This is a genomic window from Calidifontibacter terrae (assembly GCF_054778835.1).
The window spans coordinates 521,220-545,443 of the sequence record NZ_BAAGZF010000006.1; the positions used below are offsets into that span (position 1 = coordinate 521,220).

Annotated in this window: 21 protein-coding genes, 1 tRNA gene and 1 pseudogene; 11 read left to right on the forward strand and 12 right to left on the reverse strand. The window is 66.5% G+C overall.

Going from position 1 to position 24,224, the window contains the following annotated elements; all coding sequences use genetic code 11:
* Nucleotides 1-3: 3 nt before the first annotated feature.
* From prmC to rpmE, 3 genes are all read right to left on the reverse strand, one after another.
* A complete protein-coding gene (gene prmC / locus ACYU98_RS10640) occupies nucleotides 4-849 on the reverse strand; it encodes a peptide chain release factor N(5)-glutamine methyltransferase (protein WP_460468181.1) in 846 nt (281 codons plus the stop codon).
* Complete coding sequence (gene prfA / locus ACYU98_RS10645; protein ID WP_460468182.1) at nucleotides 846-1,937, reverse strand: peptide chain release factor 1; 1,092 nt, start codon at nucleotides 1,935-1,937, stop codon at nucleotides 846-848. Before prfA ends, prmC begins: the two co-directional genes overlap by 4 nt.
* Nucleotides 1,938-2,073: 136 nt before the next feature.
* Nucleotides 2,074-2,286, reverse strand: coding sequence for a 50S ribosomal protein L31 (gene rpmE, locus ACYU98_RS10650; protein WP_460468183.1), 213 nt, complete (start codon nucleotides 2,284-2,286; stop codon nucleotides 2,074-2,076).
* Between the two features lie 226 nt (nucleotides 2,287-2,512).
* On the opposite strand from rpmE, the gene ACYU98_RS10655 reads away from it, so the two are divergent.
* Complete coding sequence (locus ACYU98_RS10655; protein WP_460468184.1) at nucleotides 2,513-4,351, forward strand: N-acetylmuramoyl-L-alanine amidase; 1,839 nt, start codon at nucleotides 2,513-2,515, stop codon at nucleotides 4,349-4,351.
* Between the two features lie 87 nt (nucleotides 4,352-4,438).
* Here the strand turns inward: ACYU98_RS10655 and rho are convergent, their stop codons facing one another.
* The 5 genes from rho to lysA all read right to left on the reverse strand — a co-directional run bounded on the left by rho (nucleotide 4,439) and on the right by lysA (nucleotide 11,405).
* Nucleotides 4,439-6,544 (reverse strand): transcription termination factor Rho, encoded by a 2,106-nt coding sequence (rho, locus tag ACYU98_RS10660; RefSeq protein ID WP_460468185.1) that lies wholly within the window; start codon nucleotides 6,542-6,544, stop codon nucleotides 4,439-4,441.
* Between the two features lie 210 nt (nucleotides 6,545-6,754).
* Nucleotides 6,755-7,675, reverse strand: a complete 921-nt coding sequence (gene thrB, locus ACYU98_RS10665) for a homoserine kinase (protein ID WP_460468186.1) — start codon at nucleotides 7,673-7,675, stop codon at nucleotides 6,755-6,757.
* Nucleotides 7,675-8,760 carry a threonine synthase gene (gene thrC / locus ACYU98_RS10670; protein WP_460468187.1) on the reverse strand — a complete coding sequence of 362 codons (1,086 nt, stop codon included), beginning with the start codon at nucleotides 8,758-8,760 and terminating at the stop codon, nucleotides 7,675-7,677. The genes thrB and thrC overlap by 1 nt, the downstream gene beginning before the upstream one ends.
* Nucleotides 8,761-8,763: 3 nt before the next feature.
* Nucleotides 8,764-10,065, reverse strand: a complete 1,302-nt coding sequence (locus tag ACYU98_RS10675) for a homoserine dehydrogenase (protein WP_460468188.1) — start codon at nucleotides 10,063-10,065, stop codon at nucleotides 8,764-8,766.
* Nucleotides 10,066-10,067: 2 nt separating this feature from the next.
* Nucleotides 10,068-11,405, reverse strand: coding sequence for a diaminopimelate decarboxylase (gene lysA / locus ACYU98_RS10680; protein ID WP_460468189.1), 1,338 nt, complete (start codon nucleotides 11,403-11,405; stop codon nucleotides 10,068-10,070).
* A gap of 121 nt (nucleotides 11,406-11,526) precedes the next feature.
* On the opposite strand from lysA, the gene ACYU98_RS10685 reads away from it, so the two are divergent.
* Nucleotides 11,527-11,598: transfer RNA gene (locus tag ACYU98_RS10685), tRNA-Arg, on the forward strand.
* Nucleotides 11,599-11,791: 193 nt separating this feature from the next.
* Here ACYU98_RS10685 and ACYU98_RS10690 read toward each other — a convergent pair.
* A complete protein-coding gene (locus ACYU98_RS10690) occupies nucleotides 11,792-12,043 on the reverse strand; it encodes a hypothetical protein (protein WP_460468190.1) in 252 nt (83 codons plus the stop codon).
* Nucleotides 12,044-12,064: 21 nt separating this feature from the next.
* Between ACYU98_RS10690 and ACYU98_RS10695 the strand changes: the two genes are divergently transcribed.
* The 7 genes from ACYU98_RS10695 to acs all read left to right on the forward strand — a co-directional run bounded on the left by ACYU98_RS10695 (nucleotide 12,065) and on the right by acs (nucleotide 19,574).
* On the forward strand, nucleotides 12,065-12,820 hold the full coding sequence (locus ACYU98_RS10695; protein WP_460468191.1) for a sensor histidine kinase: 756 nt from the start codon (nucleotides 12,065-12,067) through the stop codon (nucleotides 12,818-12,820).
* 13 nt (nucleotides 12,821-12,833) lie between these two features.
* Nucleotides 12,834-13,556, forward strand: a complete 723-nt coding sequence (locus ACYU98_RS10700) for a LytR/AlgR family response regulator transcription factor (RefSeq protein WP_460468192.1) — start codon at nucleotides 12,834-12,836, stop codon at nucleotides 13,554-13,556.
* On the forward strand, nucleotides 13,553-13,921 hold the full coding sequence (locus ACYU98_RS10705; RefSeq protein ID WP_460468193.1) for a hypothetical protein: 369 nt from the start codon (nucleotides 13,553-13,555) through the stop codon (nucleotides 13,919-13,921). The genes ACYU98_RS10700 and ACYU98_RS10705 overlap by 4 nt, the downstream gene beginning before the upstream one ends.
* Nucleotides 13,918-15,417 (forward strand): sodium/solute symporter, encoded by a 1,500-nt coding sequence (locus tag ACYU98_RS10710; protein WP_460468194.1) that lies wholly within the window; start codon nucleotides 13,918-13,920, stop codon nucleotides 15,415-15,417. The genes ACYU98_RS10705 and ACYU98_RS10710 overlap by 4 nt, the downstream gene beginning before the upstream one ends.
* 181 nt (nucleotides 15,418-15,598) lie before the next feature.
* Nucleotides 15,599-15,928 (forward strand): DUF485 domain-containing protein, encoded by a 330-nt coding sequence (locus ACYU98_RS10715; RefSeq protein WP_460468195.1) that lies wholly within the window; start codon nucleotides 15,599-15,601, stop codon nucleotides 15,926-15,928.
* A complete protein-coding gene (locus ACYU98_RS10720) occupies nucleotides 15,928-17,565 on the forward strand; it encodes a solute symporter family protein (RefSeq protein WP_460468196.1) in 1,638 nt (545 codons plus the stop codon). The genes ACYU98_RS10715 and ACYU98_RS10720 overlap by 1 nt, the downstream gene beginning before the upstream one ends.
* Before the next feature lie 83 nt (nucleotides 17,566-17,648).
* A complete protein-coding gene (gene acs, locus ACYU98_RS10725) occupies nucleotides 17,649-19,574 on the forward strand; it encodes an acetate--CoA ligase (protein ID WP_460468197.1) in 1,926 nt (641 codons plus the stop codon).
* 93 nt (nucleotides 19,575-19,667) lie between these two features.
* Here acs and ACYU98_RS10730 read toward each other — a convergent pair.
* The 3 genes and pseudogenes from ACYU98_RS10730 to ACYU98_RS10740 form a co-directional block, all read right to left on the reverse strand.
* Nucleotides 19,668-19,850 (reverse strand): annotated as a pseudogene (locus tag ACYU98_RS10730) (hypothetical protein); the annotation flags it as partial.
* Nucleotides 19,851-20,876, reverse strand: a complete 1,026-nt coding sequence (locus ACYU98_RS10735) for a hemolysin family protein (protein ID WP_460468198.1) — start codon at nucleotides 20,874-20,876, stop codon at nucleotides 19,851-19,853.
* Entirely contained in the window at nucleotides 20,873-22,189 is a 1,317-nt protein-coding gene (locus ACYU98_RS10740) for a hemolysin family protein (protein ID WP_460468363.1), read from the reverse strand. Before ACYU98_RS10740 ends, ACYU98_RS10735 begins: the two co-directional genes overlap by 4 nt.
* Before the next feature lie 189 nt (nucleotides 22,190-22,378).
* Here ACYU98_RS10740 and ACYU98_RS10745 point away from each other — a divergent pair, with 189 nt between their 5' ends.
* On the forward strand, nucleotides 22,379-23,344 hold the full coding sequence (locus tag ACYU98_RS10745; protein WP_460468199.1) for an ABC transporter ATP-binding protein: 966 nt from the start codon (nucleotides 22,379-22,381) through the stop codon (nucleotides 23,342-23,344).
* Nucleotide 23,345: 1 nt separating this feature from the next.
* Nucleotides 23,346-24,152, forward strand: a complete 807-nt coding sequence (locus tag ACYU98_RS10750; protein ID WP_460468200.1) for an ABC transporter permease — start codon at nucleotides 23,346-23,348, stop codon at nucleotides 24,150-24,152.
* The last annotated feature ends 72 nt before the right edge of the window (nucleotides 24,153-24,224 follow it).

Sequence of the window (24,224 nt, forward strand, 5' to 3'; positions counted from 1 at the left end):
GACTCAGGGCTTTCGGCCCACCACAAACCGCGGCCGGCCGGCGAGGTCGGACTCGTCGTGAACCTCGGTCCAGCCACGGCGACGCAGCGCCGCGGGCAGCGACTCCCCCTGGGTCTCTGCGTGTTCCATCACCAGCAAGCCGCCCGGCTTGAGCAAAACGAGCGCCCGATCGGCGACCGCAACTGGAATCAGCAGACCATCGGGACTGCCGCCGTACAACGCAATGTCGGGGTCGTGATCGCGCACCTCCGGGTCGACCGGCACCATCCCGACCGGGATGTAGGGCGGGTTGCTGACCACGACATCGACCTCGCCTTCCAACTCCGGGAAGGCATTAGTCGCGTCGCCAAGTTTCAAGGTCACGTCAAGGTCGAGGCGCTGCCGGTTGCCCACTGCCCAGGCATAGGCATGCGGATCCAGCTCGACGGCGTGGACGGCGGCGTCCGGCCGTTCATCCTTGAGCGACAACGGGATACAGCCCGACCCAGAGCAGAGGTCAACCACGGTTCCGCCCATCGGCAGCGCGTTCAGGGCGAGATCGACGATCGATTCGGTTTCCGGCCGGGGAACGAAAACACCCGGTCCGACGTGGAGCTCCAACCGGCGAAAGGGCGCTCGCCCGGTGAGGTGTTGCAGCGGAATGCGGCGGGCGCGTTCGTCGACGAGGTCCTGGAACCGGCTCAGCTCCGGCGTCGTGAGGTCCGGGCCGAGAATGATTCTCCGGTCGAGATCAGCCGCATCAATGCGCAGCACCGACTCGAGCAGGCGACGAGCATCGACCGCACCGCCCGGGATGCCAGCGGCAACCAACCGAGCGGCGGCGGCCCGAAGGGCTGCCCTCGGGTTCACTCGCCGCCGGCGGCCACAGCCGCCATCCTCGCGGCTTCGTCGGCCTGCAGCGCGGAATCGATCACCGGAGCAAGGTCACCATCGAGCACGGCGTCGAGGTTGTGGGCCTTGTAGCCGGTGCGGTGGTCGGCGATCCGGTTCTCCGGGTAGTTGTAGGTCCGGATGCGCTCGGACCGGTCCATCGACCGAACCTGCGATCGGCGAGCGGCCGATGCCTCGGCGTCACGCTTCTCCTGCTCGATCTGTCGCAGCCGCGCCTTGAGCACTCGCAACGCCGACTCCTTGTTCTGCAGCTGCGACTTCTCGTTCTGACAGGAGACGACTGTGCCGGTCGGGAGGTGAGTGATACGCACCGCGGAGTCGGTGGTGTTGACCGACTGCCCACCCGGCCCGGAGCTGCGGTAGACGTCGATCTTGAGGTCGTTGGGCCCGAAAGTGATCTCGGCGTCGTCGCCGTCGTCCAGGTCGGGCATCACCAGCACGCCGACTGCGGAGGTGTGGATTCGTCCTTGCGACTCGGTGACCGGGACCCGCTGCACGCGGTGCACCCCGCCTTCGTACTTCAGCCGAGCCCAGGGCGCGGCGCCCGGTTCGGGGGTGCCCTTGGCAACGATCTGCAGGCGTACGTCGGTGTAGCCACCAAGGTCGGACTCGGTGGCGTCGGTGATCTGGGCCCGCCAACCGGCACGCTCGGCGAAACGCAGATACATCCGCACCAGGTCTCCGGCGAACAGCGCGGCTTCTTCGCCGCCAGCCCCCGCCTTGACCTCGAGAATCACGTCACGGTCGTCATCTTCGTCGCGCGGCAGCAGCAGGCTGCGCAGCTTTTCCTCGGCGCGGGCAAGGACGGCTTCAAGTTCGGGGACCTCCGCGGCGAAGGAGGCATCGTCGACGGCCAGTTCCCGGGCCGCTTCGAGGTCATCCTGCGCGGTATGCCACGCGTGGTAGGCCGCGACAGTCGGGCCGAGCGCCGCGTATCGCTTGTTCACCCGGCGCAGGGTCGTGGGGTCGCCGAGCACCGCAGGGTCGGACAACTGCTGCTCCAGCTCGTGATGCTCAGCAACAACCGTTGATGCTGATTCGAGCACGGTGTCCTCCTGGGTGGAAACGGATCGGGTGGCTCCCCCGCTGGGGAAGCCACCCGAGGTGTCCAGTGCTGCCTACCGGTGGTGGCAAACGCTGGAGTAGAGCGAAGGGCTCACGCGGGAGCCACAGATCTTGCGATCAGGCGTTCTTCTTGCCGTAGCGCTGCTCGAAGCGCGCGACGCGGCCACCGGTGTCGAGGATCTTCTGCTTGCCGGTGTAGAACGGGTGGCAGTTGGAGCAGACTTCGGCGCTGATCTTGCCGGACTCGGCGGTGCTGCGGGTGGTGAACGTGTTGCCGCAGGTGCAGGTGACCACGGTCTCGGCGTAGTTCGGGTGAAGGTTCTTCTTCACGGTATCTCCTCGATTTCAGGCGTATTCCCGGGTCGCAACGATGGATTCGGTGCGTGAACCGGGGCCGACGGTCCAGTCTGCCAGAGCAGCGGACCTCCTTCCAAACCGCGAGCCGGCGGTGGATATTCCGAACCGGTGCATCTTGACCGTCTCTTTAACCACGACCGGGCAGCGCGATGACAGATTGGCTTGGTTGGTCGATCTGCCCCTGCGTCGGAAGATTCCCATGACTCCCCCCTCACGCCGCGCATTCCTGTTCACCGTCGTCGCCGGATCGACGCTTGCCGCCGCACCGTCGGCGCTCGCCGTCGACCGGGCTGGCGTGTTCCGGCAGGCCGGGGCGAAGTACGGCGTCCCGCCGGCTCTGCTCGCTGCCATCAGTTACGGCCAGTCCCGCTGGACCGATCACGGCTCCGCGCCGAGCCGGAGCCACGGCTACGGTCCGATGAACCTGATCGACGGCGCCGGCGTTGCGCAGCAGCGTTCGGCCGAAGGTCGACCCGCTGTCCGCACGATCGACACTCTCGGCGACGCGGCGGCGGCCGCCGAAGTCTCGCCGGCGACGCTGCGTACGAACGCCGTGGAGAACGTACGCGCGGCCGCGGCCCTGCTGGCGAAGTTGCAGCGCTCCCTCGGTGGTCCGGTCGGCGCAACGAGCAATCCGGCTGCCTGGTTCGAGGCGATCAGCGTGATCAGCGGTCTCACCAACCCCGCGGCGCAGTTGCAGTTCGCCGATGACGTCCTGGCCGACCTGGCCAGCGGCCTCACGGTCACCGACAACGGCACCAAGTTCAGCGTTGCGCCGCAGAAGATGGCCGATCCCGGCGCCGGGCGGACCAAGGTGAAGGGTCGCGTGGCGACGGTGCGCCGTTCACGCAGCGATACGCCACCCGGGCTGGGAGTGGAGTCACTCCCGGCGCCCTACGCGCAATATGGGCCCGATCCCGGCGACTACGGCAACCACGACCTGGCGAATCGGCCGATCTCGCCGCGCCTGACCCACCTGGTCATTCATGACACGGAGTGCAGCTACGAAACGGCGTTGCAACTGGTCAACGACCCGACCTACCTGGCGTGGAACTACACGGTTCGCTCCAGCGACGGCCACATTGCCCAGCACCTCGACCCCAAGGACGTCGGCTGGCACGCCGGCAACTGGTATTTCAACGCCCACTCGATCGGCGTCGAACACGAGGGTTATGCCCCGGAGGGTTACTCCTGGTTCACCGAGGCGATGTATCGCCGCAGTGCCCGGTTGATCAGCGCGCTGGCTCGCGCCTATCGGATCCCGCTGGATCGCGGTCACATCGTGGGTCACGACCAGGTTCCCGGAACCACGACGCCGACGATCGCCGGCATGCACTGGGACCCGGGCCCCTACTGGGACTGGGAGCACTACTTCGAGCTCATGGGCGCGCCGTTGAACGCCGGAACGTCCGGACGGCCCGCTGTTGCCGGCGATGTCGTACGGATCCTGCCGGGCTTCAGCCAGAACGTGCAGCCCGTCGCCGGCGACGGAACCCGTGGCACCAACTTCGTGCCGCTGTACTCCTCCCCCACAGCCGAATCGCCCCTGGTGACCGACCCCGGGATCAAAAGCTCTCCCTCGACCACCACGGTCTCCGATGTCGGCGGCCGCGCTGCGGCCGGAACGGACTACGTCGTGGCGGAGGTCCGCGGTGACTGGACGGCCGTGTGGTTCCTGGGCGCTCTCGCGTGGTTCCACAACCCGGTCTCGAAGCCGACGGCGCGGGTCGTCGTACGCGGCCGGAAGGTGACCGCGAAGGTGCAGGCGCAGACGTTCGGACGGGCCTATCCCGAGGCATCGGCCTATGCCAATCCGGCTGACGCACAACCGATCTCGCCGTTGCTCTACACGCTGGCGCCGGGGCAGTCCTATGCCCTGCTCGACGACACGTTGCCGGCCGACTACTACCGCGCCAAGACCTTCTCGGCGGATACCCCGGGCGACCACATCAATATCGTGGGGACGACGAAGTATCTATTGGTCAGTCTGGGCCACCGGGTCGGATTCGTGCTGGCCGATGAGGTCACCGTCAGCTGATCGGGACATCCACCGGTCGGTGGACAGCAAATGCGGCCCGCGCCAAAGCGCGGGCCGCATTTTCTTGTCTCAGCGCAACTGAGCCAATCAGTTCTCGTCGTCGAGCTTGATCGAAGAGGTCTGCTGGACCTGCATCAGGAAGTCGACGTTGCTCTTGGTCTTCCGCAACCGGTCGAGCAGGAGTTCGATGCTCTGCTGCGAGTCGAGCGCAGCCAGCACCCGACGCAGCTTCCACATGATCTTCAGCTCGTCGGCACCCAACAAGATCTCCTCGCGGCGGGTGCCGGAGTTGTTGACGTCGACCGCCGGGAAGATGCGGCGGTTGGCCAGCTGACGATCGAGCTTGAGCTCCATGTTGCCGGTGCCCTTGAACTCTTCGAAGATGACCTCGTCCATCTTGGAGCCGGTCTCAACGAGCGCGGTGGCCAGGATGGTGAGCGAGCCACCGTTCTCGATGTTGCGCGCCGCACCGAAGAACTTCTTCGGCGGGTAGAGCGCTGCAGAGTCGACACCACCGGACATGATGCGACCGGAGGCTGGCGCCGCAAGGTTGTAGGCGCGTCCCAGCTTGGTGATCGAGTCAAGCAGCACCACAACGTCGTGGCCCTTCTCGACCAGGCGCTTGGCGCGCTCAATCGCCAGTTCGGCAACGGTGGTGTGGTCGTCGGCCGGACGGTCGAAGGTGGAGGCGATGACCTCACCCTTCACCGCACGCTGCATGTCGGTGACCTCTTCGGGACGCTCGTCGACCAGAACGACCATCAGGTGGCACTCGGGATTGTTCGTGGTGATCGCGTTGGCGAGCGCCTGCATGACCATCGTCTTACCGGCCTTGGCCGGGGCGACGATGAGGCCACGCTGGCCCTTGCCGATCGGGGCCACCAGGTCGATGATCCGGGTGGTCAGCAGGTTCTGCGCGGTCTCCAGGCGCAGGCGCTCCTGCGGGTAGAGCGGCACGAGCTTGCCGAACTCAACGCGCTGGCCGGACTCCTCCGGCGACATCCCGTTGATCGTGTCCAGACGCACCAACGCGTTGAACTTCTGGCGGGCCGGGATCTGCTCACCCTCGCGCAGTGCACGCACCGCACCGGTGACCGCATCGCCCTTGCGCAGGCCGTTCTTCTTGACGATGTTCAGCGGAACGTAGACGTCGTTCGGCCCCGGCAGGTAGCCGCTGGTCCGCACGAACGCGTAGTTGTCCAGCACGTCCAAGATGCCGGCCACGGGCACCAGCACGTCGTCCTCGCGCACCTGCGTGTCGACGTCGCCATATTCCTCGGCGCGGTTGCGGGTGCCACCGCGCTTGTTGCGGTCACGGCCACGCTGACGGCGACGGCCACGGCCGTCCTGGTCCCAGTCGTCACGGCTGCCGTTGTTGTTGTCGCGGCCGCCTTGGTTCTGGTTGCCGCCCTGGTTGGCCTGGCCCTGCTGGCGGTTGTTCTGCTGGTTGTTCTGACCGCCCTGGCCACCGGCGTTGGTGCGCCGGTTCTGGTTGTTCTGGCGGTCGCCATCCTGCTGACGGTTGCCCTGCTGGCGGTTGCCGTCCTGCTGGTCCGACTGGCGGTTGTCCTGCTGACGGTTCTCCGACTGACGGTCACCGTCCTGCTGGTTCTGCTGGTTCTGCTGACGGTCGCCCTGCTGACGGTCGCCCTGCTGACGGTCGTTCTGCTGGCGGCCCTGGCGCTCGCCCTGCTGACGGTCCTCGGCGGATGCGCCATCGGCGCTGGAGCGCTCGGCGCGAGCCGGCTCGCCGACAGATTTTTCCGCGGCCGGAGTGTCGTTGTCGCGACCCGCATCACGGCGGTCGTCGCGGGCCGCCGGGGCAGCCGAGTTCGTCTGCGGCGCAGTCACCTTGGAGACGCTGCGACGCGACCCGGAGCGACGGGGCTCAGCCTTTTCCGGCTGGGTCTGCTGGGGCTGCGTCTGCGGAGTCTCCTGCGGCGCGCTCTGCTGCGCCTCGGGGGCCGCCGAGTCGGCGGTCTTTGCTGCGTCGCGGGTCGCGCGGCCGGTCGATGAGCCAGCACCGCGGCCCTGGATGGCATCGAGCAGGTCGCTCTTGCGCATCTTGGAGGTGCCGCTGATTCCCATCGTGCCGGCGAGCCGCTTCAGCTCGTCCAGCTTCAGTGAACCAAGCGAACGCGAGGAGTCCGGCACCGTCTGTGCGGGTGCCGTGGACTCGGTGGTTTCAGTCACGAAGGATCCTTCCCCCACGGGGGTTCGATCGGCGATGCCGATCGTGGTCTGCCTCGAAGAACGAGGTCTTGTTATCTACCGATTTCGCATGCGAGGGACATCGCTGGGCGACGTCGCACGAGGCGAGATATGGGGTGCGCCTGGGGCACTCCGACGTCACTTGACGAACATCGGACCTCAACAAGGTGCGGTGTCAATCTACACCTTCCGTCAGAGAATGTGTGAAATGGCCCGCACCCCGGCGCGGGCAATGTCGACGCGAAGACCACGCCATCCCGCGCCCGGGTCGGGAACACGGTCGAGGTCGGCTGCTCCGCCGAGCACCAGCACGGTCGGACCGGCGCCCGAAACGAAGGCTGCCAGCCCATCGGCGCGCAACCTATCGACCACGGCCATACTCCCCGGGTAGGCGGGTCGCCGATTTTCTTGATGAAGCCAGTCGGCAGTCGCCGCGAACAGGAACGCCGGATCGGCGGTCATCGCGTGGGTCATCAACGCGGCGCGGCCGGCGTTGCGAGCAGCGGCCGCAAAGGGGACCGATCCGGGCAAGGCCGAACGGGCCTTGTCGGTCGAGAGGGTGGCGTCGGGAACCAGCGCCAGCGCGCGGATCTCGGGGTGCAACTGCGGGCGTACGGTTTGCCAGGCGGCGCCGTCCCACCACGACACGGTGTAACCGCCGTAGACGCTGGCTGAGGCGTTGTCGGGGTGCCCCTCAAGACTGCTGGCGACGTCATTGATGAGCGCCAGGCCCACCGCGTCGAGGTCGCGCCCGGTGAGTGCATAAGCCGCCGTCACGCCGGCCACGATCGCGGCGGCCGATGAACCGAGCCCGCGCGAGTGGGGCACCGCATTGACGCAGGAGAGGTGCAGCCCTTTCGGGGCCGTGACACCCAACTTCTCCCAGAGGGCGAGCATCGAGCGGTGGATCAGGTGTTCCGGATCGAGCGGCACCTCATCAGCGCCCTCGCCTTCGACTTCGATGCGCAACTCGTCGCCGGTGCAGCGCACCTCAAGGACGTCGCGCAGTTCAAGGCCCAGGCCAAGGGAATCGAACCCCGGGCCGAGGTTCGCCGAGCTCGCAGGAACATCGACCCGTACGGAGGATCCCGCCTGGATCTCGTTGTGTCCCATTAAGATTCGAGGCCGAGCTCGCGTGCAACCGTCACGGTGTCGATCGACACCCGGGTGGGTTGCACGTCGTCACCCGAGGCCGTCTTCAGCGCCCACTGCGGGTCCTTCAGACCGTGGCCGGTGACGGTGCAAACAATCGTTGCGCCACGCGGGATACGGCCGGCTTCGTGCATCTTGAGCAGGCCGGCGATGGAGGCCGCCGAGCCCGGTTCGACGAAGACGCTCTCGGTCGAGGACAACCGTCGGTGCGCGGCGAGGATCTGGTCGTCGGTGACCGAGTCGATCAAGCCACCGGATTCGTCCCGAGCCGCCTCGGCCTGCTTCCACGACGCCGGGTTGCCGATCCGGATCGCGGTGGCGATCGTCTCGGGGTTGGAGATCGGGTGACCCTTCACGATCGGCGCAGCGCCCTCGGCCTGAAAGCCCCACATCTGCGGTCGCTTGGTGGCGATCGGCGCTCCGTGGGCGGCGTCCGCCGCCTCGCGGTAGCCCTTCCAATAAGCCGTGATGTTGCCAGCGTTGCCGACTGGCAGCAGGTGGATGTCCGGAGCGTCACCGAGGGCGTCGATGACCTCGAAAGCGGCGGTCTTCTGACCCTCGATACGCGCCGGGTTCACCGAGTTGACCAGTTCGACCGGGTAGGCGTCGGCGAGCTTGCGGGCGACGCCCAGGCAGTCGTCAAAGTTGCCGTCGACCTGCAGCAGGGTGGCGCCGTGGGCGATCGCCTGGCTGAGCTTGCCCATCGCGATCTTCCCGTCGGGAACCAACACCGCGCAGGTCATCCCGGCCTTGGTCGCATACGCCGCCGCCGACGCACTGGTGTTGCCGGTCGAGGCGCAGACGACTGCTTTGGCCCCAGCCTTCGCCGCCATCGAAATCGCGGCGGTCATCCCGCGGTCCTTGAACGAACCGGTCGGGTTCATCCCCTCGTACTTCACCCACACGTCGGCGCCGGTGAGCTGCGAGAGCCGCTCAGCGTGGATGAGCGGGGTGCCGCCTTCACCGAGGGTGATGACTGGCGCGCCCTCGAGCATCGGGAGACGGTCGACGTATTCGCGGATGACGCCGCGCCACTGGTGAGCCATGGATCAGGACCCTTCGAATCGGAGCACCGACAGGACGTCGGTGACGTCCGGTGATGCCTTGAGCTGGTCGACAACGGCGGCGAGTTCGGCCTCGCCCGCCCGGTGGGTCACGAGGTGCAACGTCGCCTGGCCGTCCTGCGACCGACGTACGCCCTGCCGCATGGACTCGATCGATACCGACTGCTCACCAAAGATGCCGGTGATGGCGGCCAGGACCCCAGAACGGTCGTCGACGTCCATTCGAATGTAGTAACAGGTGGAGGAGCGGCCGATCGGGTCAACGGGCAGATTCGCGTAGGCCGACTCCCCAGGCCCTCGACCACCCTGCGCCTTGTGGCGAGCGGCCTGCACCACATCGCCGAGCACCGCCGACGCCGTCGGGTCGCCGCCGGCGCCCTGGCCGTAGAACATCAGCTCGCCGGCGAGCTCGGTCTCCACGAACACCGCATTGAACGCCTCCCGGACACTGGCCAACGGGTGGCTGCGCGGCAACAGAGTCGGGTGGACTCGTACGTTCACGGCTTCGCCGCCGTCGCGCTCGACACGCTCGGCGATGGCGAGCAGCTTGATGACACAGCCGATCTTGCGCGCGGCGCGGATGTCCTCGGCGGTGACACCCATGATCCCTTCGCAGTGCACCTCAGGCGTGGTCACGCGCGTGTGGAACGCCAACGAGGCCAAGATCGCGGTTTTGGCTTGAGCGTCATGACCCTCGACGTCGGCGGTCGGGTCGGCTTCGGCGTAACCCAGCTCCTGGGCTTCGGCCAGGACGTCCTCGAGGGCCGCGCCGGTGCGGTCCATCTTGTCGAGGATGAAGTTGGTGGTGCCGTTGACGATGCCCATGACGCGGTGCACCTGGTCGCCGGCGAGCGACTCGCGCAACGGGCGGATCAACGGGATTGCTCCCGCAACCGCAGCCTCGAAGGAGAGGTCGACGCCGTGGGCGTCGGCGAGTTCGTAGAGCTCCGGGCCGTGTTGGCCTAGCAGCGCCTTGTTGGCGGTGACGACACTCGCGCCGCCCTCAATCGCCTTCTGCAACAACGACTTCGCCGGCTCGATGCCACCCATCAGCTCGATCACGAGGTCGGCCTTGCCGACCAGTGACTCCGCATCCGTGGTGAACAGTTCAGCGGGCAGGCCGGTGTCGGAGCGGTCCTTGGTGATGTCGCGGACGGCAACCCCGACGATCTGCAACGGCCGACCGACGCGTGCGGTGAATTCGTCAGCGGCGCGGGTGAGGCGGCGGGCGATTGACCCGCCCACGACACCGCAGCCGAGCAGCGCGATCCGTATGGGCTCCGACATGGTCACTCCCCCTCCAAGGCCAACAGGTCCTCAATGGTCTCCCGGCGGATCCAGGTGGTCACACCGGCCGTGCTCACGGCGAGCACAGGCGGACGCGGCATGTGGTTGTAGTTGCTCGACAACGACCGGCAGTAGGCGCCGGTGGCGGCCACGGCGATCAAGTCGCCCGCGGCGACGTCGCCGGGCAGTTGCCCATTGCGTACGACGATGTCGCCGGACTCGCAGTGTTTGCCGACGACGCGAGCGGTCACGGCCGCAGCCTTCGAGTCGCGACCCGCGACCTCGCAGTAATAGTCGGCGTCGTAGAGCACCGGGCGGGCGTTGTCGCTCATTCCGCCATCCACCGCGACGTAGGTGCGGGTCAGGGTGTCGTCGACGACGACCGGTTTGACGGTGCCGACCTGGTAGATGGTCATCCCCGCCGGGCCGATGATCGACCGACCGGGCTCGATGGAGATCGCCGGGATCGGCATGTCCGCCTCGGCGCATGCCCGCTGCACGATGCGGGCCATCTGGTCGGCCATGTCCGCTGGGTCGAGCGGCTCGTCACTCGGCAGGTAGGCGATACCGAAGCCGCCACCCAGATCGAGTTCGGGCAGGGTGATGCCATGGTCGGAGGCCACCTGCAACTGCAGGGCGATCAGCCGTTGCGCGGCCACGGCAAAGCCGTCGGACTCGAAGATCTGGGAACCGATGTGGGAGTGGAAACCCAACAGCCGCAACGACTTCCGCGCCAACACCCGGCGTACGGCTTCAGTCACCTGACCGTCGAGGCTGAAGCCGAACTTCTGGTCCTCGTGAGCCGTAGCGATGAATTCGTGGGTGTGGGCTTCGACGCCGGTCTTGACGCGCAACATGACGTGTGAGGTGACGCCGCCTTGATCGGCGGCATCGGCGACCCGGTCGATCTCTTCGAACGAGTCAACGATGATCCGGCCGACGCCATAGGCCACCGCGGCGTCGATCTCGGCGACCGACTTGTTGTTGCCGTGCAGGCCGATCAGTTCGCCCGGAACGCCAGCGCGCTGGGCGACGGCCAGTTCCCCGCCGCTGCAGACGTCGAGGTGCAGGCCTTCTTCCTGAACCAACCGCGCCATGGCGGTGCAGAGGAAGGCCTTGCCCGCGTAAAACACGTCGCAGGTCGTGCCGATATCGGCGAAAGCGCGCGCGAACTCGTCCCGGAACTGACGCGCTCGAGCGCGGGCGTCGTCGACGTCGATCAGGTAGGCCGGGGTTCCGTGGGTGCGGGCGATCGCGCGCACGTCATGGCCCGCGACCGACAGCGCACCGTCGGTGCGCGTGGTCCCGGCCGAGAAGACAGCGGTCTGGTTGGCGTTCATCGGGACAAACCGTACTGATCGACCGGCTCGGTGGGTGGCGCCACCCACGTCGTGGACCACCAGCGCCCGCCCGGGACGATGTGCTGGTTGGCTCAGCGCGGTGCTATCGTTTCGGGCTGTTGCCCCCTTAGCTCAGGGGATAGAGCACCGCCCTCCGGAGGCGGGAGCGTAGGTTCGAATCCTACAGGGGGCACTCCGCTTGTTTTGCTGATTCCTTCGCGGTCAAGACCCACCCCGAGGAGGACCTGATCCCGACCACGATCGCGCTGATCGTCGGCGCCGTTCTCATCGTCGCGCTGGTCTGGGCCCTGCTGCGCCGACGCTCGCTACACCGCGGTTTTGTCTCCGAACGCGAGCGGGCGACTTACGAAATCCTGCACACCGCGTCACTTGCTGGTCGCGAGCTCGGGGCGGGGCTTGACGCCGAATCGGCGCGCCGCGCGCTGCCTCATCTGCGTGAACTGCTCGGCTCCCCCGCCCTCGCCCTCACTGGCAGCAGCGCCGTTCTCGCGTGGGACGGCCTGGGCGAACACCATCGCGATCAGGTCTGGACCCTCACCGCCGACCACCTCGACGACGGACGGGTGGCGGTTGAGAGCGGCCTCGATTGCAATGACCCCGACTGCCCGTTGCGGCATCTGGTCATCGCACCGATCACGGTGCGCGACAACGTTATTGGCGGTCTCGTCGCCGCAGGACCCGCGCCCAGCGCCGGCCTGACCCGCGCCGCCGAGCAGGTCGCGGAGTGGCTTGCCGCTCAAGTTGAACTCACCGAGTTATCCCAGGATCGAACCCGCGCGATGGAGGCCGAGCTGCGCGCCCTGCGGGCGCAAATCAGCCCGCACTTCGTCTACAACAGCCTCGGCGCGATCGCCTCGTTCGTGCGCACCGACCCCGACCGGGCGCGAGAACTGCTACTCGAGTTCGCCGACTTCACCCGCTACTCGCTGCGCTCCAGCGGCACCTACACAACCGTCGCCGACGAGCTGCGCAACGTGGAGCGCTACCTCGTGCTCGAACAGGCGCGGTTCGGTGAGCGGCTGCAGCTGCGGATGAAGATCGCGCCGGAGGTGTTGCCGGTTCGGGTTCCCTATCTGGCGATACAACCGCTGGTGGAGAACGCCGTACGACATGGGCTCGCCCCCAAATCCGGAACCGGAACCGTAGTCCTGATTGCCCGCGACCTGGGTGCCTCCGCCGAGATCAGCGTCGAGGATGACGGAGTGGGCGCCGATCCGGTGCGCGTGCAGGAAGTCCTCAACGGCGAGGCGACCTCGGACTCCATCGGCCTGGGAAACGTCGACGCCCGCCTGCGCCAGGTCTATGGCGACGACCATGGCCTGGTCGTCGAGACCGCGCCGGGCGCCGGCATGCGGGTCAGCTTCTCCATCCCGAAATTCAGTCCCGGCGCGTAGGTAGGTTGTGCTCATGCGCCCGCTGACCGTTCTCGTCGTCGACGACGAACCGCCCGCCCGCTCCGAACTCGCCTTCCTCTTGGGCCGCGACGACCACATCGGCGAGGTCCATCAGGCCGCCAGCGGTGGCGAGGCCCTCGACCTGTTGCACCAGCGCGACATCGACGTCGTCTTCAGCGACATCAACATGCCCGGTCTCGACGGTCTGCAGTTGGCCCGGGTGATCGCCCGCTTTGAACGACGCCCGCAACTGGTCTTCGTGACCGCCTACGACGACTATGCGGTCGATGCTTTCGAGGTCGACGTTGTCGACTACGTGATGAAACCGGTGCGTCCGGAGCGTCTGGCCCAGGCCGTACGCCGCTGCCTCGGCCCCGCCAGCGAACCCGCCACTGCGGTGGAAGACGAACGGATAGCTGTCGACATCGCTGGAGTCACCACGTTCGTGCAGCGTTCCGACGTTCGCTTCGTGCAAGCCCAAGGCGACTACGCCCAGCTACACACCGCCACCAGCACCCACCTGCTCCGGATCCCGCTGGCAACGCTCGAAGAGCGCTGGGCGGCAGCGGGATTCGTACGCATTCATCGCTCGACGCTGGTGAACACCGGCTATGTCGAAGCAGTCCACACCGACGACGGGCGGTGCAGCGTTCGGATCGGCGCCGTCACCCTCCCGGTGAGCCGGCGGCACACTCGCGACCTGCGCGCCAGGCTGCTGCGCCGGGATGCGAAGTGACCCAGCCACCGGAGCGGGTTCGCATCACCCGGTCCCACCGGCCAGCGCCCAGCGGACAACCTGACCTGCGCCGCGAGATCGAGTCACAGACCGCGCTCGGTTCGGTCTACCTCGACGGTCTGATCCGCGCCCAACTGCGCCTGGCCCTCCGCGTCCTGGCAGCTGGCGCCATCGCTCTCGGCGGCCTTCCCCTGTTGTTCTTCCTGCTGCCAGCGACCCACCACGCCACCGTGTTCGGCCTGCCGTTCAGCTATTTGGTGCTCGGCATCCTGGTTTACCCTGCCGCGGTATTGATGGCCCGCCAATACGTGCGAGCCGCCGAGCGCATCGAGGACGAGTTCACCCGCGAGGTGCATCGCTCGTGACCTCCCCGTGGGCCGTCACCGCTGTGTTCCTCGTCTGCGCGCTCACCTCGGCGGTGGGGCTGCTGAGCCTGCGCTTCAGCCGTGGAACGAGCGACTTCTATGTCGCCGGACGGACCGTTACCCCCTGGCGTAACGCGAGCGCCATCGGCGGTGAATACATCTCTGCCGCAAGCTTTCTCGGCATCGGTGGCCTCATTTACGAACGCGGCGCCGAGACGCTGTGGCTGCCGGTGGGATACACCGTCGGCTACCTCGTCCTGCTGGTTCTGGTGGCTGCCCCACTGCGTCGGTCCGGGGCGTACACATTGCCCGACTTCGCCCAGTTCCGGCTCGGTTCGCTGGCCGCCCGACGGATCAGTTCCGTCCTCGTTCTCGCGATCGGCGGCCTCTATCTGGTGCCGCAACTGCAGGGCGCGGGCCTGGTGTTCGCCTACACCACCGGCCTGCCGCGCTGGATCGGAACCCTGGTCGTCGCCCTCATCGTCACCGTCAATGTCGCCCTCGCCGGAATGCGCTCGATCACCTTGGTTCAAGCCGTGCAGTACTGGCTGAAGCTCACCGCAATTTTCGTCCCGGTCGCGGTATTGCTCGTCGTGCGCTTCCGGGCAGATCCACACATTGGCAGCTTGACCGGGCAGTGGTGGGATCCGTTGCGCGGCGGGTCGACTGGCACCGGCCTCTACGCGACGTACAGCCTGCTGATCGCCCTTTGTCTGGGCAGCATCGGCCTGCCCCACGTCGTCGTCCGCTTCTACACCAACCCCACAGGCCGCGACGCCCGTCGTACGACAACGGCGGTGCTTGCGCTGCTCGGCGCCTTCTACCTCTGGCCGCCGGTGTTGGGATGGCTCTCTCGCACCTACCTGCCCGCCGCGACCGCGGCGGACCGCGACACCGCACTGCTGCGCCTTCCCGCCGCGATGACCCAGGGAACGACCGCAGAATTGCTCGGCGCGCTACTGGCGGCCGGAGCGTTCGCCGCCTTCCTGTCCACCTCCAGCGGGCTGTTGATGGCGGTCGCCGGAGTTCTCGACCAGGACGTCGTACGCCCCCTCTGGCCCAGGTCGGCTCCTGCGAGTCGCACCTTCCGCGCCGCGACCGTGGTCGCGATGACGGTTCCGCTGGCGGTCGCCCTGAGCAGTCACACGTTCGGGCTGTCGATGGTGGTCGAATACGCCTTCGCGCTGGCCGCATCGACGTTCACCCCCCTGGTTGTTCTGGGCGTGTGGTGGCGCGGGTTGTCAACGATCGGCGCGATCGCCGGCATGGTCGTCGGTGGCGCGGCGACCGCGAGCGCCGCCCTGATGATGCTGTATGCCCCGAATGCGACGAGCGGTTTGTTGAACGCGGCGATCGCCGCCCCGGCGGCCTGCACGATGCCGCTGGCGACGGCGGTCATGGTCCTCGCCTCGCTCGCGAGCCCCCATCGCATCCCGCCGGGCACCGCTCGGGCCATCGCCCAGCTGCACCTGCCGGAATCGGTTGCGGCGGACTGACCGCTCGTCGCGCGAAACCGACCGTTCGCCGTACGCCCCACTGCCGCACGGCGATTCATCCGCCACCTTGACCGCAAACGCGCGACGAACGCTGTCGCCCATCCGATCCGACCGCGCACCCTGTGTGATGCCAGTCACATCCGTGACGGCTCCCGCCCGCTCTTCGGAGGTGCCCGTGAGCATGGACGCTCCACAGGTCGAGGACCGCTACATCGCGGTTCAGCAGTCCCCCGAATTCGCCGATCTGCGCAAGCGCTTCCGCGGCTTCGTCTTCCCCATCACGGCCTTCTTCCTGGCCTGGTATGCCCTCTACGTCCTGCTGTCGATCTACGCGCCCGGCTTCATGGGCACCCAAGTGGTCGGCAAGATCAACATCGGCCTGATCATGGGCCTCGGGCAGTTCGTCACGACGTTCGCCATCACGATTTGGTACAGCCGCTGGGCCAACCGCGTGTTCGACCCGCGAGCTGAAGCCATCGTCACCTCTCTCAAGAAGGACGGAGTGCTCTGATGCCCGCCCTCGCCATGGCGTCGAAATCGGTTGGCAGCCCGACGCTCAACATCGCCATCTTCGCCGTCTTCGTTCTGGTCACCCTCGCGATCGTGATCAAGGTCGCTGCGGGCAAGAAGACCGCCGAGCAGATGTACACCGGCGGCGCCTCGTTCACCGGCCCGCAGAATGGGCTCGCCATCGCCGGTGACTACCTCTCCGCCGCGTCCTTCCTGGGCATCGCCGGCGCGATCGCGCTGCAGGGCTACGACGGCTTCCTCTACTCGATCGGCTTCCTGGTGGCGTGGCTCGTCGCGCTGCTGTTGGTCGCCGAACTGATGCGCAACACAGGGCGATTCACGATGGCGGACGTGCTGTCCTACCGCCTCAAGCAACGGCCCGTACGAATGGCCGCCGCCAGCTCCGCTCTCTGTGTGTCGTTCTTCTACCTGCTGGCCCAGATGGCCGGCGCCGGTGGTCTGGTCTCCCTGCTGCTCGGCGTGAGCGGCAACACGGCGCAGAACCTGGTGATCGCCGTCGTCGGCGTGATCATGGTGATGTACGTGATGATCGGCGGCATGAAGGGCACCACCTGGGTGCAGATGATCAAGGCGGTGCTGCTGATCATTGCGGTGTTCGTGATGACCGTCTGGGTGCTTGGAAAGTACGGCTTCAACCTCAGCCACCTGTTCGACGCGGCGGTCAAGGAGAACCCGAAGGCCGGCGAGAACCTGCTGTCGCCGGGACTGAAATACGGCAAGAACTCCACGACGAAGCTCGACTTCCTGTCGCTGGCCCTCGCGCTGGTGCTCGGAACGGCAGGACTGCCCCACGTGTTGCAGCGGTTCTACACCGTTCCCACCAGCAAGCAGGCCCGCAAGTCGGTCGAGTGGGCCATTTGGCTGATCGGTGGGTTCTACCTGCTGACTCTGGTCATCGGCTTCGGCGCCGGCGCACTGGTTGGTCCCGACAAGATCAACGCAGCTCCTGGCAAGGCGAATGCGGCGGCCCCGTTGCTCGCCTTCGAACTCGGCGGATCACCGCTGCTCGGCATCGTGTCGGGCATCGCGTTCGCCACGATCCTTGCCGTGGTCGCCGGTCTGACGATTACGACCAGCGCTACCTTCGCCCACGACATCTACAACCAGGTCATCAAGCGCGGAAAGGCCGACCAGGAGTCCGAGGTGAAGGTCGCTCGGATCGCCGCGATCGTCGGCGGCATCGTGGCCATCGGGGGCGGCATGCTGGCCAAGGACCAGAACGTCGCCTTCCTCGTGGCCCTGGCCTTCGCCGTCGCGGCCAGCGCAAACCTGCCGACGATTCTCTACTCGCTGTTCTGGAAGCGGTTCAACACCCGCGGAGCAGTGTGGAGCATTTACGGCGGCCTGCTCACCGCCGTCGGTCTGATCGTGTTCAGCCCGGTCGTCAGTGGCAAGGGCGCCGACCCGAAGACCGGCAAGACCTTGTCGATGCTGCCGGCCGACATCGACTTCCACTGGTTCCCGCTGGACAACCCGGGCATCGTCTCGATTCCGATCGGGTTCTTCCTGGGTTGGCTCGGCAGCGTGACCAGCAAGGAGTTCAACGCAGCCAAATACGCCGAGATGGAGGTCCGTTCCCTCACCGGACACGGGGTTGCCGAAGCGATCGAACACTAGGAAGGTTGACTGTGGGGTGGGTAACGCCACCCCACAGTCGGCCTTTCGTCCGTTTTCGAGAACACCGAAGGAAGTAATAGGCAGTGAGCGACCAGACGTACGCACCCGATCCCGCTTTCGCGCAGCAGGCGAATGGCACCTCGGATCTCTTCGACCGGGCCGACGCCGATCTCGAAGGTTTCTGGGCCGACCAAGCCCGGGAACGCATCACGTGGAGCAAAGACTTCACCCAGACCCTCGACTGGAGCAACGCACCGTTCGCGAAGTGGTTCGCCGATGGCGAGTTGAACGTCGCATACAACTGCGTTGACCGACACGTCGAGGCCGGCAACGGCGACCGGGTCGCGATCCACTTCGAAGGCGATCCAGGCGACACCCGAACCATCACGTACGCAGACCTACAGCGTGAGGTTTCCAAGGCAGCAAACGCGTTGCAGGAGTTGGGGATTGGCAAGGGTGACCGCGTTGCGGTCTACATGCCGATGATCCCGGAGACGATCTTCACGATGCTGGCCTGCGCGCGTCTCGGCGCTCCCCACTCGGTGGTGTTCGGCGGTTTTTCCGCCGATGCTCTATACACCCGCATCGTCGACGCCGACGCACGCGTCGTGGTGACCACCGACGGACAATGGCGCCGCGGCAAGGCGGTTGCGCTGAAGGGCGCGGTCGACGAGGCGCTGACCAAGGGTGAACACCCGGTCGAGCACGTCCTGGTCGTGCAGCGTACGAAGGGCGAGGTCGCCTGGAACGACGTCGACGTGTGGTGGCATGACGTGGTCGACAAGCAGTCTGACCAACACACCGCCGAACCGATGGGCGCCGAGCACCCACTGTTCATCCTCTACACCTCGGGCACCACCGGGAAGCCGAAGGGGATCCTGCACACCACCGGCGGCTACCTCACCCAGGCGGCCTACACGAACTCAATCATTCACGACGTTCACCCCGAGACCGATGTCTACTGGTGCACCGCTGACGTCGGCTGGGTGACCGGCCACTCGTACATCGTCTACGGGCCGCTGGCCAACGGCGCGACCCAGGTCCTTTACGAAGGAACTCCGGACACTCCCCACCAAGGTCGCTGGTGGGAGATCGTGGCGAAGTACGGCGTGACGGTTCTCTACACCGCGCCGACCGCGATCCGTACGTTCATGAAGTGGGGCGCTGACATCCCGGCGAAGTTCGATCTGAGCTCACTGCGCCTGCTCGGTTCGGTCGGCGAGCCGATCAACCCCGAGGCATGGCGCTGGTATCGCGACATCATCGGCGATGGCAAGACCCCGATCGTCGACACCTGGTGGCAGACCGAGACCGGCGCCATCATGATCTCGCCACTGCCGGGCGTCACCACGCTCGAGCCGGGTTCGGCGCAGCGTCCGATCCCGGGCATCAGCGCCGAGATCCTCGACGACGAGGGCAATCCGCTCACCGAACCCGAGCAGGTCGGCTATCTCGTTCTGACCAAGCCGTGGCCGGCCATGCTGCGCACCATCTGGGGCGATGACCAGCGCTACCAGGACACCTATTGGAGTCGCTTCGGCCCGAAGTATTACTTTGCCGGGGACGGCGCGAAGTACGACGCCGACGGCAACATCTGGTTGCTCGGCCGAGTCGACGATGTGATGAACGTGTCGGGTCACCGGCTGTCCACCGCGGAGATCGAGTCGGCACTGGTTTCCCACGAGTCCGTGGCCGAGGCCGCAGTCGTGGGGGCATCCGATGAGACCACCGGCCAGGCGGTCTGCGCATTCGTCATCCTGCGCGAGGGATTCACCGATCACGGTGACGACACGGTGCAGGAGTTGCGCAACCACGTCGCCAAGGAGATCGGCCCCATCGCGAAGCCTCGGCAGATCATGGTGGTTCCCGAATTGCCCAAGACTCGCTCGGGCAAGATCATGCGGCGCCTGCTGAAGGACGTCGCCGAGAACCGCGAGGTTGGTGACGTCACCACCCTGGCCGATTCGACGGTGATGAACCTGATCAAGGACGGCCTCAAGAAAGACTGAGACCCCGCTCCCAAACGCTGCACTTACGCGCGAATCCTGCCGGGTTTGCGGGTAAGTGCAGCGTTTCGTCAGGCGACGGACTCGACCGAGGATCTGGCTGCGCCCGACGACGACGGCGTTGCGGCCCTCGAGCCGAACGTCGTACGCATCGAGCAAACGGACGATCCCACCGGGCGGGCACGACCAATGGCCGGGCTCCCCCAGGGCCAGGTCAGCGAAGGCGGCCGCTCGACGAGCAATGACCCGCCCGACCGCAAATGCTGTCGGGCGGCGCAGTCAGCGCTGAGTCGAGTCGGTGACTTCCCCGACGAGTTCCTCGAGCACGTCCTCCAGGAAAACCACGCCGAGCGGAGCGCCCGCGTCGTCCACCACGCGCGCGAGGTGGGCGCCGGTGCGCTGCATGGTCAGCAGCACGTCCTCGACTTCGTCCTGCGGTCGTACGGTCGCCAGGGGCCGGATCCGCTTGGGCGGCACCGGCTCGTCGTACAACTCATCACGCGCATAAAGCACGTCCTTGAGGTGCACGTAGCCCGCCAGGTCGCCGTGGGTGTCAATGATCGGGAAGCGCGAAAAGCCCCGCTTGGAGACCAACTTCTCCACATCAGCCGGGGTCGCTCCGACCTGGAGCGTGACCAGTTGATCAACCGGAACCGCCACATCGGAGGCGAGCTTGTCGGTGAACTCCAGCGCTCCGCGCACCCGCTCCTGCTGCTGCGCCTCGAGCAGGCCCTCGCGGTGTGACTCCTGGACGATGAACTGCATGTCCTCCGCTGAAACGGTTGACCCGAGCTCGTCGCGCGGTTCGATGCCCAGCCGTTTCACTGCAGCCTTGGCGATGAACTCCAGCAACCGAATGACCGGGCCGAGGATCTTGGTGATGCGCAGCAACGCGGGCGCCAGCAGCAAGGCCGAACGCTCCGGGCCGGCGATCGCCAGGTTCTTCGGGACCATCTCACCGAGCACGACGTGCAGGTAGACCACCATCAGCAGCGCCAGAACCAACGCCGTGATGTCGGCCGCCCCCTCGGGTAGCCCGAGGGAGTGCATGGGTCCGGCGAGCAGGTGGTGCAGCGCGTCTTCGGCCACCGCACCCAGCAACACCGAACAGACGGTGATGCCCAACTGGGCACACGCCAGCAGCGACGACACTTTCTCCAGCGCCTCAAGGCTGGCGCGAGCGCGTTTCGAGCCCTGCTCCGCGAGAGGTTCCAAACCGGATCGACGCGCCGCCATGACGGCGAACTCGGCGCCCACGAAGAAGGCGTTGCCGAGCAACAGCACGAGGGAGAACAACAGGGTCATGACGGCTCCTGCGTCTCAACAGCCGCGGCCGGCGTCAGCCGAACCCGATCAACACGGCGCTTGTCCATCGACAGCACCCGCAGCCGCCAACCGGCCAACTCGATCTCGTCACCGACCTGCGGAACGCGGCCCATTCGGGCCATCACGAAACCGCCCAACGTTTCGTACGAGGACCCCTCGGGGATCGTCGCACCGATCCGGTCGTGCACCTCGTCGGGGCGCCACATCCCCGAAAGCGTCCAACTTCCGTCGGGTAGCAACCGGCTCGGATCGAGCAACTTGTCGTGTTCGTCGCTGACCTCGCCGACGATCTCCTCGATCACGTCTTCGAGGGTGACGACACCACTGGTGCCGGCGTATTCGTCGATGACCACGGCGAGTTGGAGGCCGCCGCCGCGCAACTGCAAAAGCAACGGATCCAGCCGTACGGTCTCGGGCACGAACACCGGCGGCACCATCAACGCCGTGACCGGCACCTCAGCGCGCCGTTCGTGCGGGACGGCAATGGCCTTCTTGACGTGGACCATGCCGAGCACGTCGTCCCAGCCGCCCTCAAGGACCGGGAAGCGGGAGTGGCCCGACTCTCGGGCGAGGTCGACGACGTCGGCAGCGGTCGCGTCGCGTTCGACGTAGGAACAGCGTCCGCGCGGTGTCATCACGTCAGCGGCGACGCGTTCACCGAAGTCGAGGCTGCGGGCGACCAACCGGGCGGTGCCCTCTTGCATCGTTCCGGCTTCGGCGGAATGGCGCACCATCGACGCCAGCTCCTGCGGGGTGCGAGCCGCGCTCAGCTCCTCCTGCGGCTCGATGCCGAAGGCGCGCAGTAGCCCATTCGCCGATCCGTTCAACACCACGATCAACGGACGGAACAGCGCGGCGAACATGCGCACCGGCGCCGCGACGACCATCGCGACGCGCAGAGGTGCGGAGATGCCGAGGAATTGCGGAACGAGTTCCCCGACGATCATCGAGAAGATCGACGCGATCACCAGCGCCAGTACGGTCGCGGCGCCGGTCGCTACCGACTCCCCCACACCAATGGCGGCCAGCGGCGTTTCCAGCAACTTTCCCAATGACGGCTCGACCAGCCAGCCGAGCACCAAGGTGGTCAGGGTGATCCCGACTTGGGCTGCGGAGAGCTGGGTCGACAGCGATCGCAGCGAGGCCATGACGGTGCGGGCACCGCCCTGACCGTCGTCAATCGCCCGCTGCACGGTCGGCCGGTCGAGAGCGACCAGCGAGAACTCCGCGGCAACGAACATCGCCGTACCGAGGGTGAGCAAGACACCGACACCGATTAACAACCACTCCATAGCGGCGACATCGTCCCACGGCATCCGACCCGCGGCTGCATCCTCGGTCCGCGGCAACCGCGCGGAACGTGTGGTCAATTCCCAGACCCGCTTCTCACTGGCTTCACCGGGGAGTGGTCGAATAGGTCAGTCAGCTCACGTCCACGAGGGGTCCAGCACGTGTCCGCACCGCATATGACAAAGCCACCTATGACCAGACCGCCTGATGAAGCCGGTCGCATTCAGTTCGAAGGATTGAGCAAGACCTTCGGCAACTTTCAAGCCGTCCAGAATCTGTCGTTCACCGTTGAGCCCGGCAGGGTCACCGGCTTCCTCGGCCCGAACGGCGCCGGCAAGACGACGTCCCTGCGGATGCTGCTCGGTCTTATCCGTCCGACGTCGGGACGCGCGACCATCGGTGGTCGGGTCTATGCCGACATCCCCGAACCGCTGACCCACGTCGGCTCGGCCCTGGAAGCCACTGGGTTTCACCCCGGCCGCACCGGCCGTGACCACCTGCGCGTCCTGGCCGCCACCGCCAACATCCCTGACCGCCGCGTCGATGAACTCCTCGAGCTCGTCGGAATCCCGGCCGCCGCCAACAAGCGTGCCGGCGGCTACTCGATGGGTATGCGCCAACGCCTCGGCCTAGCCGCCGCGCTGCTCGGCGACCCCCGCGTTCTGATCCTGGACGAGCCGGCCAACGGTCTCGACCCCGAAGGCATCCGCTGGCTGCGCGGTTTCCTGCGCCATCTCGCCAGCGAGGGCAAGACCATCCTGGTCTCCAGCCACATGCTCAGCGAGGTCGAACAGACCGTCGACGACTGCGTGATCATCGCCAACGGGCAGTTCATCCGCCAGGGATCGATCAACCAATTGCGAGGTGAGGAGCGGGTCAGCATCCGCACCCCCCGGGTCCAGGAGCTCGGCAACGCGCTCCATCAGGCCGGTCTCCGGTTCGATCAGCGTGAGCCCGGAGTGCTGTCAGTTCGGTCGGGCGAGGTCGCCCGTATCGGTGACATCGCCTTCCAGGCCGGTGCCCCGGTCCACGAACTGCGCGCCGAACATGCCGACCTGGAAGCACTCTTCTTCCAGCTCACCGAAGGCACCAACCGCAATCTCGGTCCGGAGCACCCCGCGCCGCAAGGCCAGCAGCCGATGGGAGGAGGTCTCTGAAATGGGCGGCGCAATCAAGTCCGAGATCCGCAAGATCTTCACCACCCGCATGTGGTGGGGCATGGCCGCCGGGATGGCCCTCTTGGCATTCCTGCTGTCGATGGGCCTGGCCGCACTAGTCGGTCAGGAACACGGTTTCGCGAAGAACGCGAATGCCGCCCAATTGGTCTACAGCGCCGGCTTGTTCGGCGGCTTCGGCTCACTGAGCGCACTGTTTCCGTTGGCACTCGGGGTCTTGTTGATCACCAACGAGTTCCGCCATAAGACGGTCTCCTCGACCTATCTGTCGACGCCCAGACGGGCCACGGTAGCGATCTCCAAGACCGTCGCCGTGCTGGCGGTGGGCCTGGTTTACGGCATCCTCCACGTCATCGCCTCGGTGGCTGGCGGTGCGCTGATCCTCGGGCCGGTGAAGCACACCTCGTTGTTCCTCGGGAACTCCGATGTGCTGACCACCTTCTTGATGTCGATCGTTGCGGTCGTCGTCTGGACCCTCATCGGCTTCGGCTTCGGGATGCTGGTGCGCAACCAGATCGCCGCGGTGCTCGTTGCGGTTGGCTTCGCATTCTTGGGTCAGATCATCCTCAACATCATCTTCGGCATCCTCGGTTGGGACACCGCCGCGAAGTTCATTCCGGGGAACCTGACGACCGGGATGCTGGTCACCGGCGACCCGTCGCAAACACCCGGAACTGACCAGAACAGCCCCTACTTCGGACCGTGGGCGAGCGTTGGTTTGCTCGTGCTTTACACGGTGGTGATCGCGGGCGTCGGCTCCTGGCTGACGGCCCGTCGCGACATCACCTGACACGCCCCACCCGTACGGACAGACCCCAACCTGCAGGCGTAGGCTGGGGTCTGTCTGCGTGGGGAAGCCGTC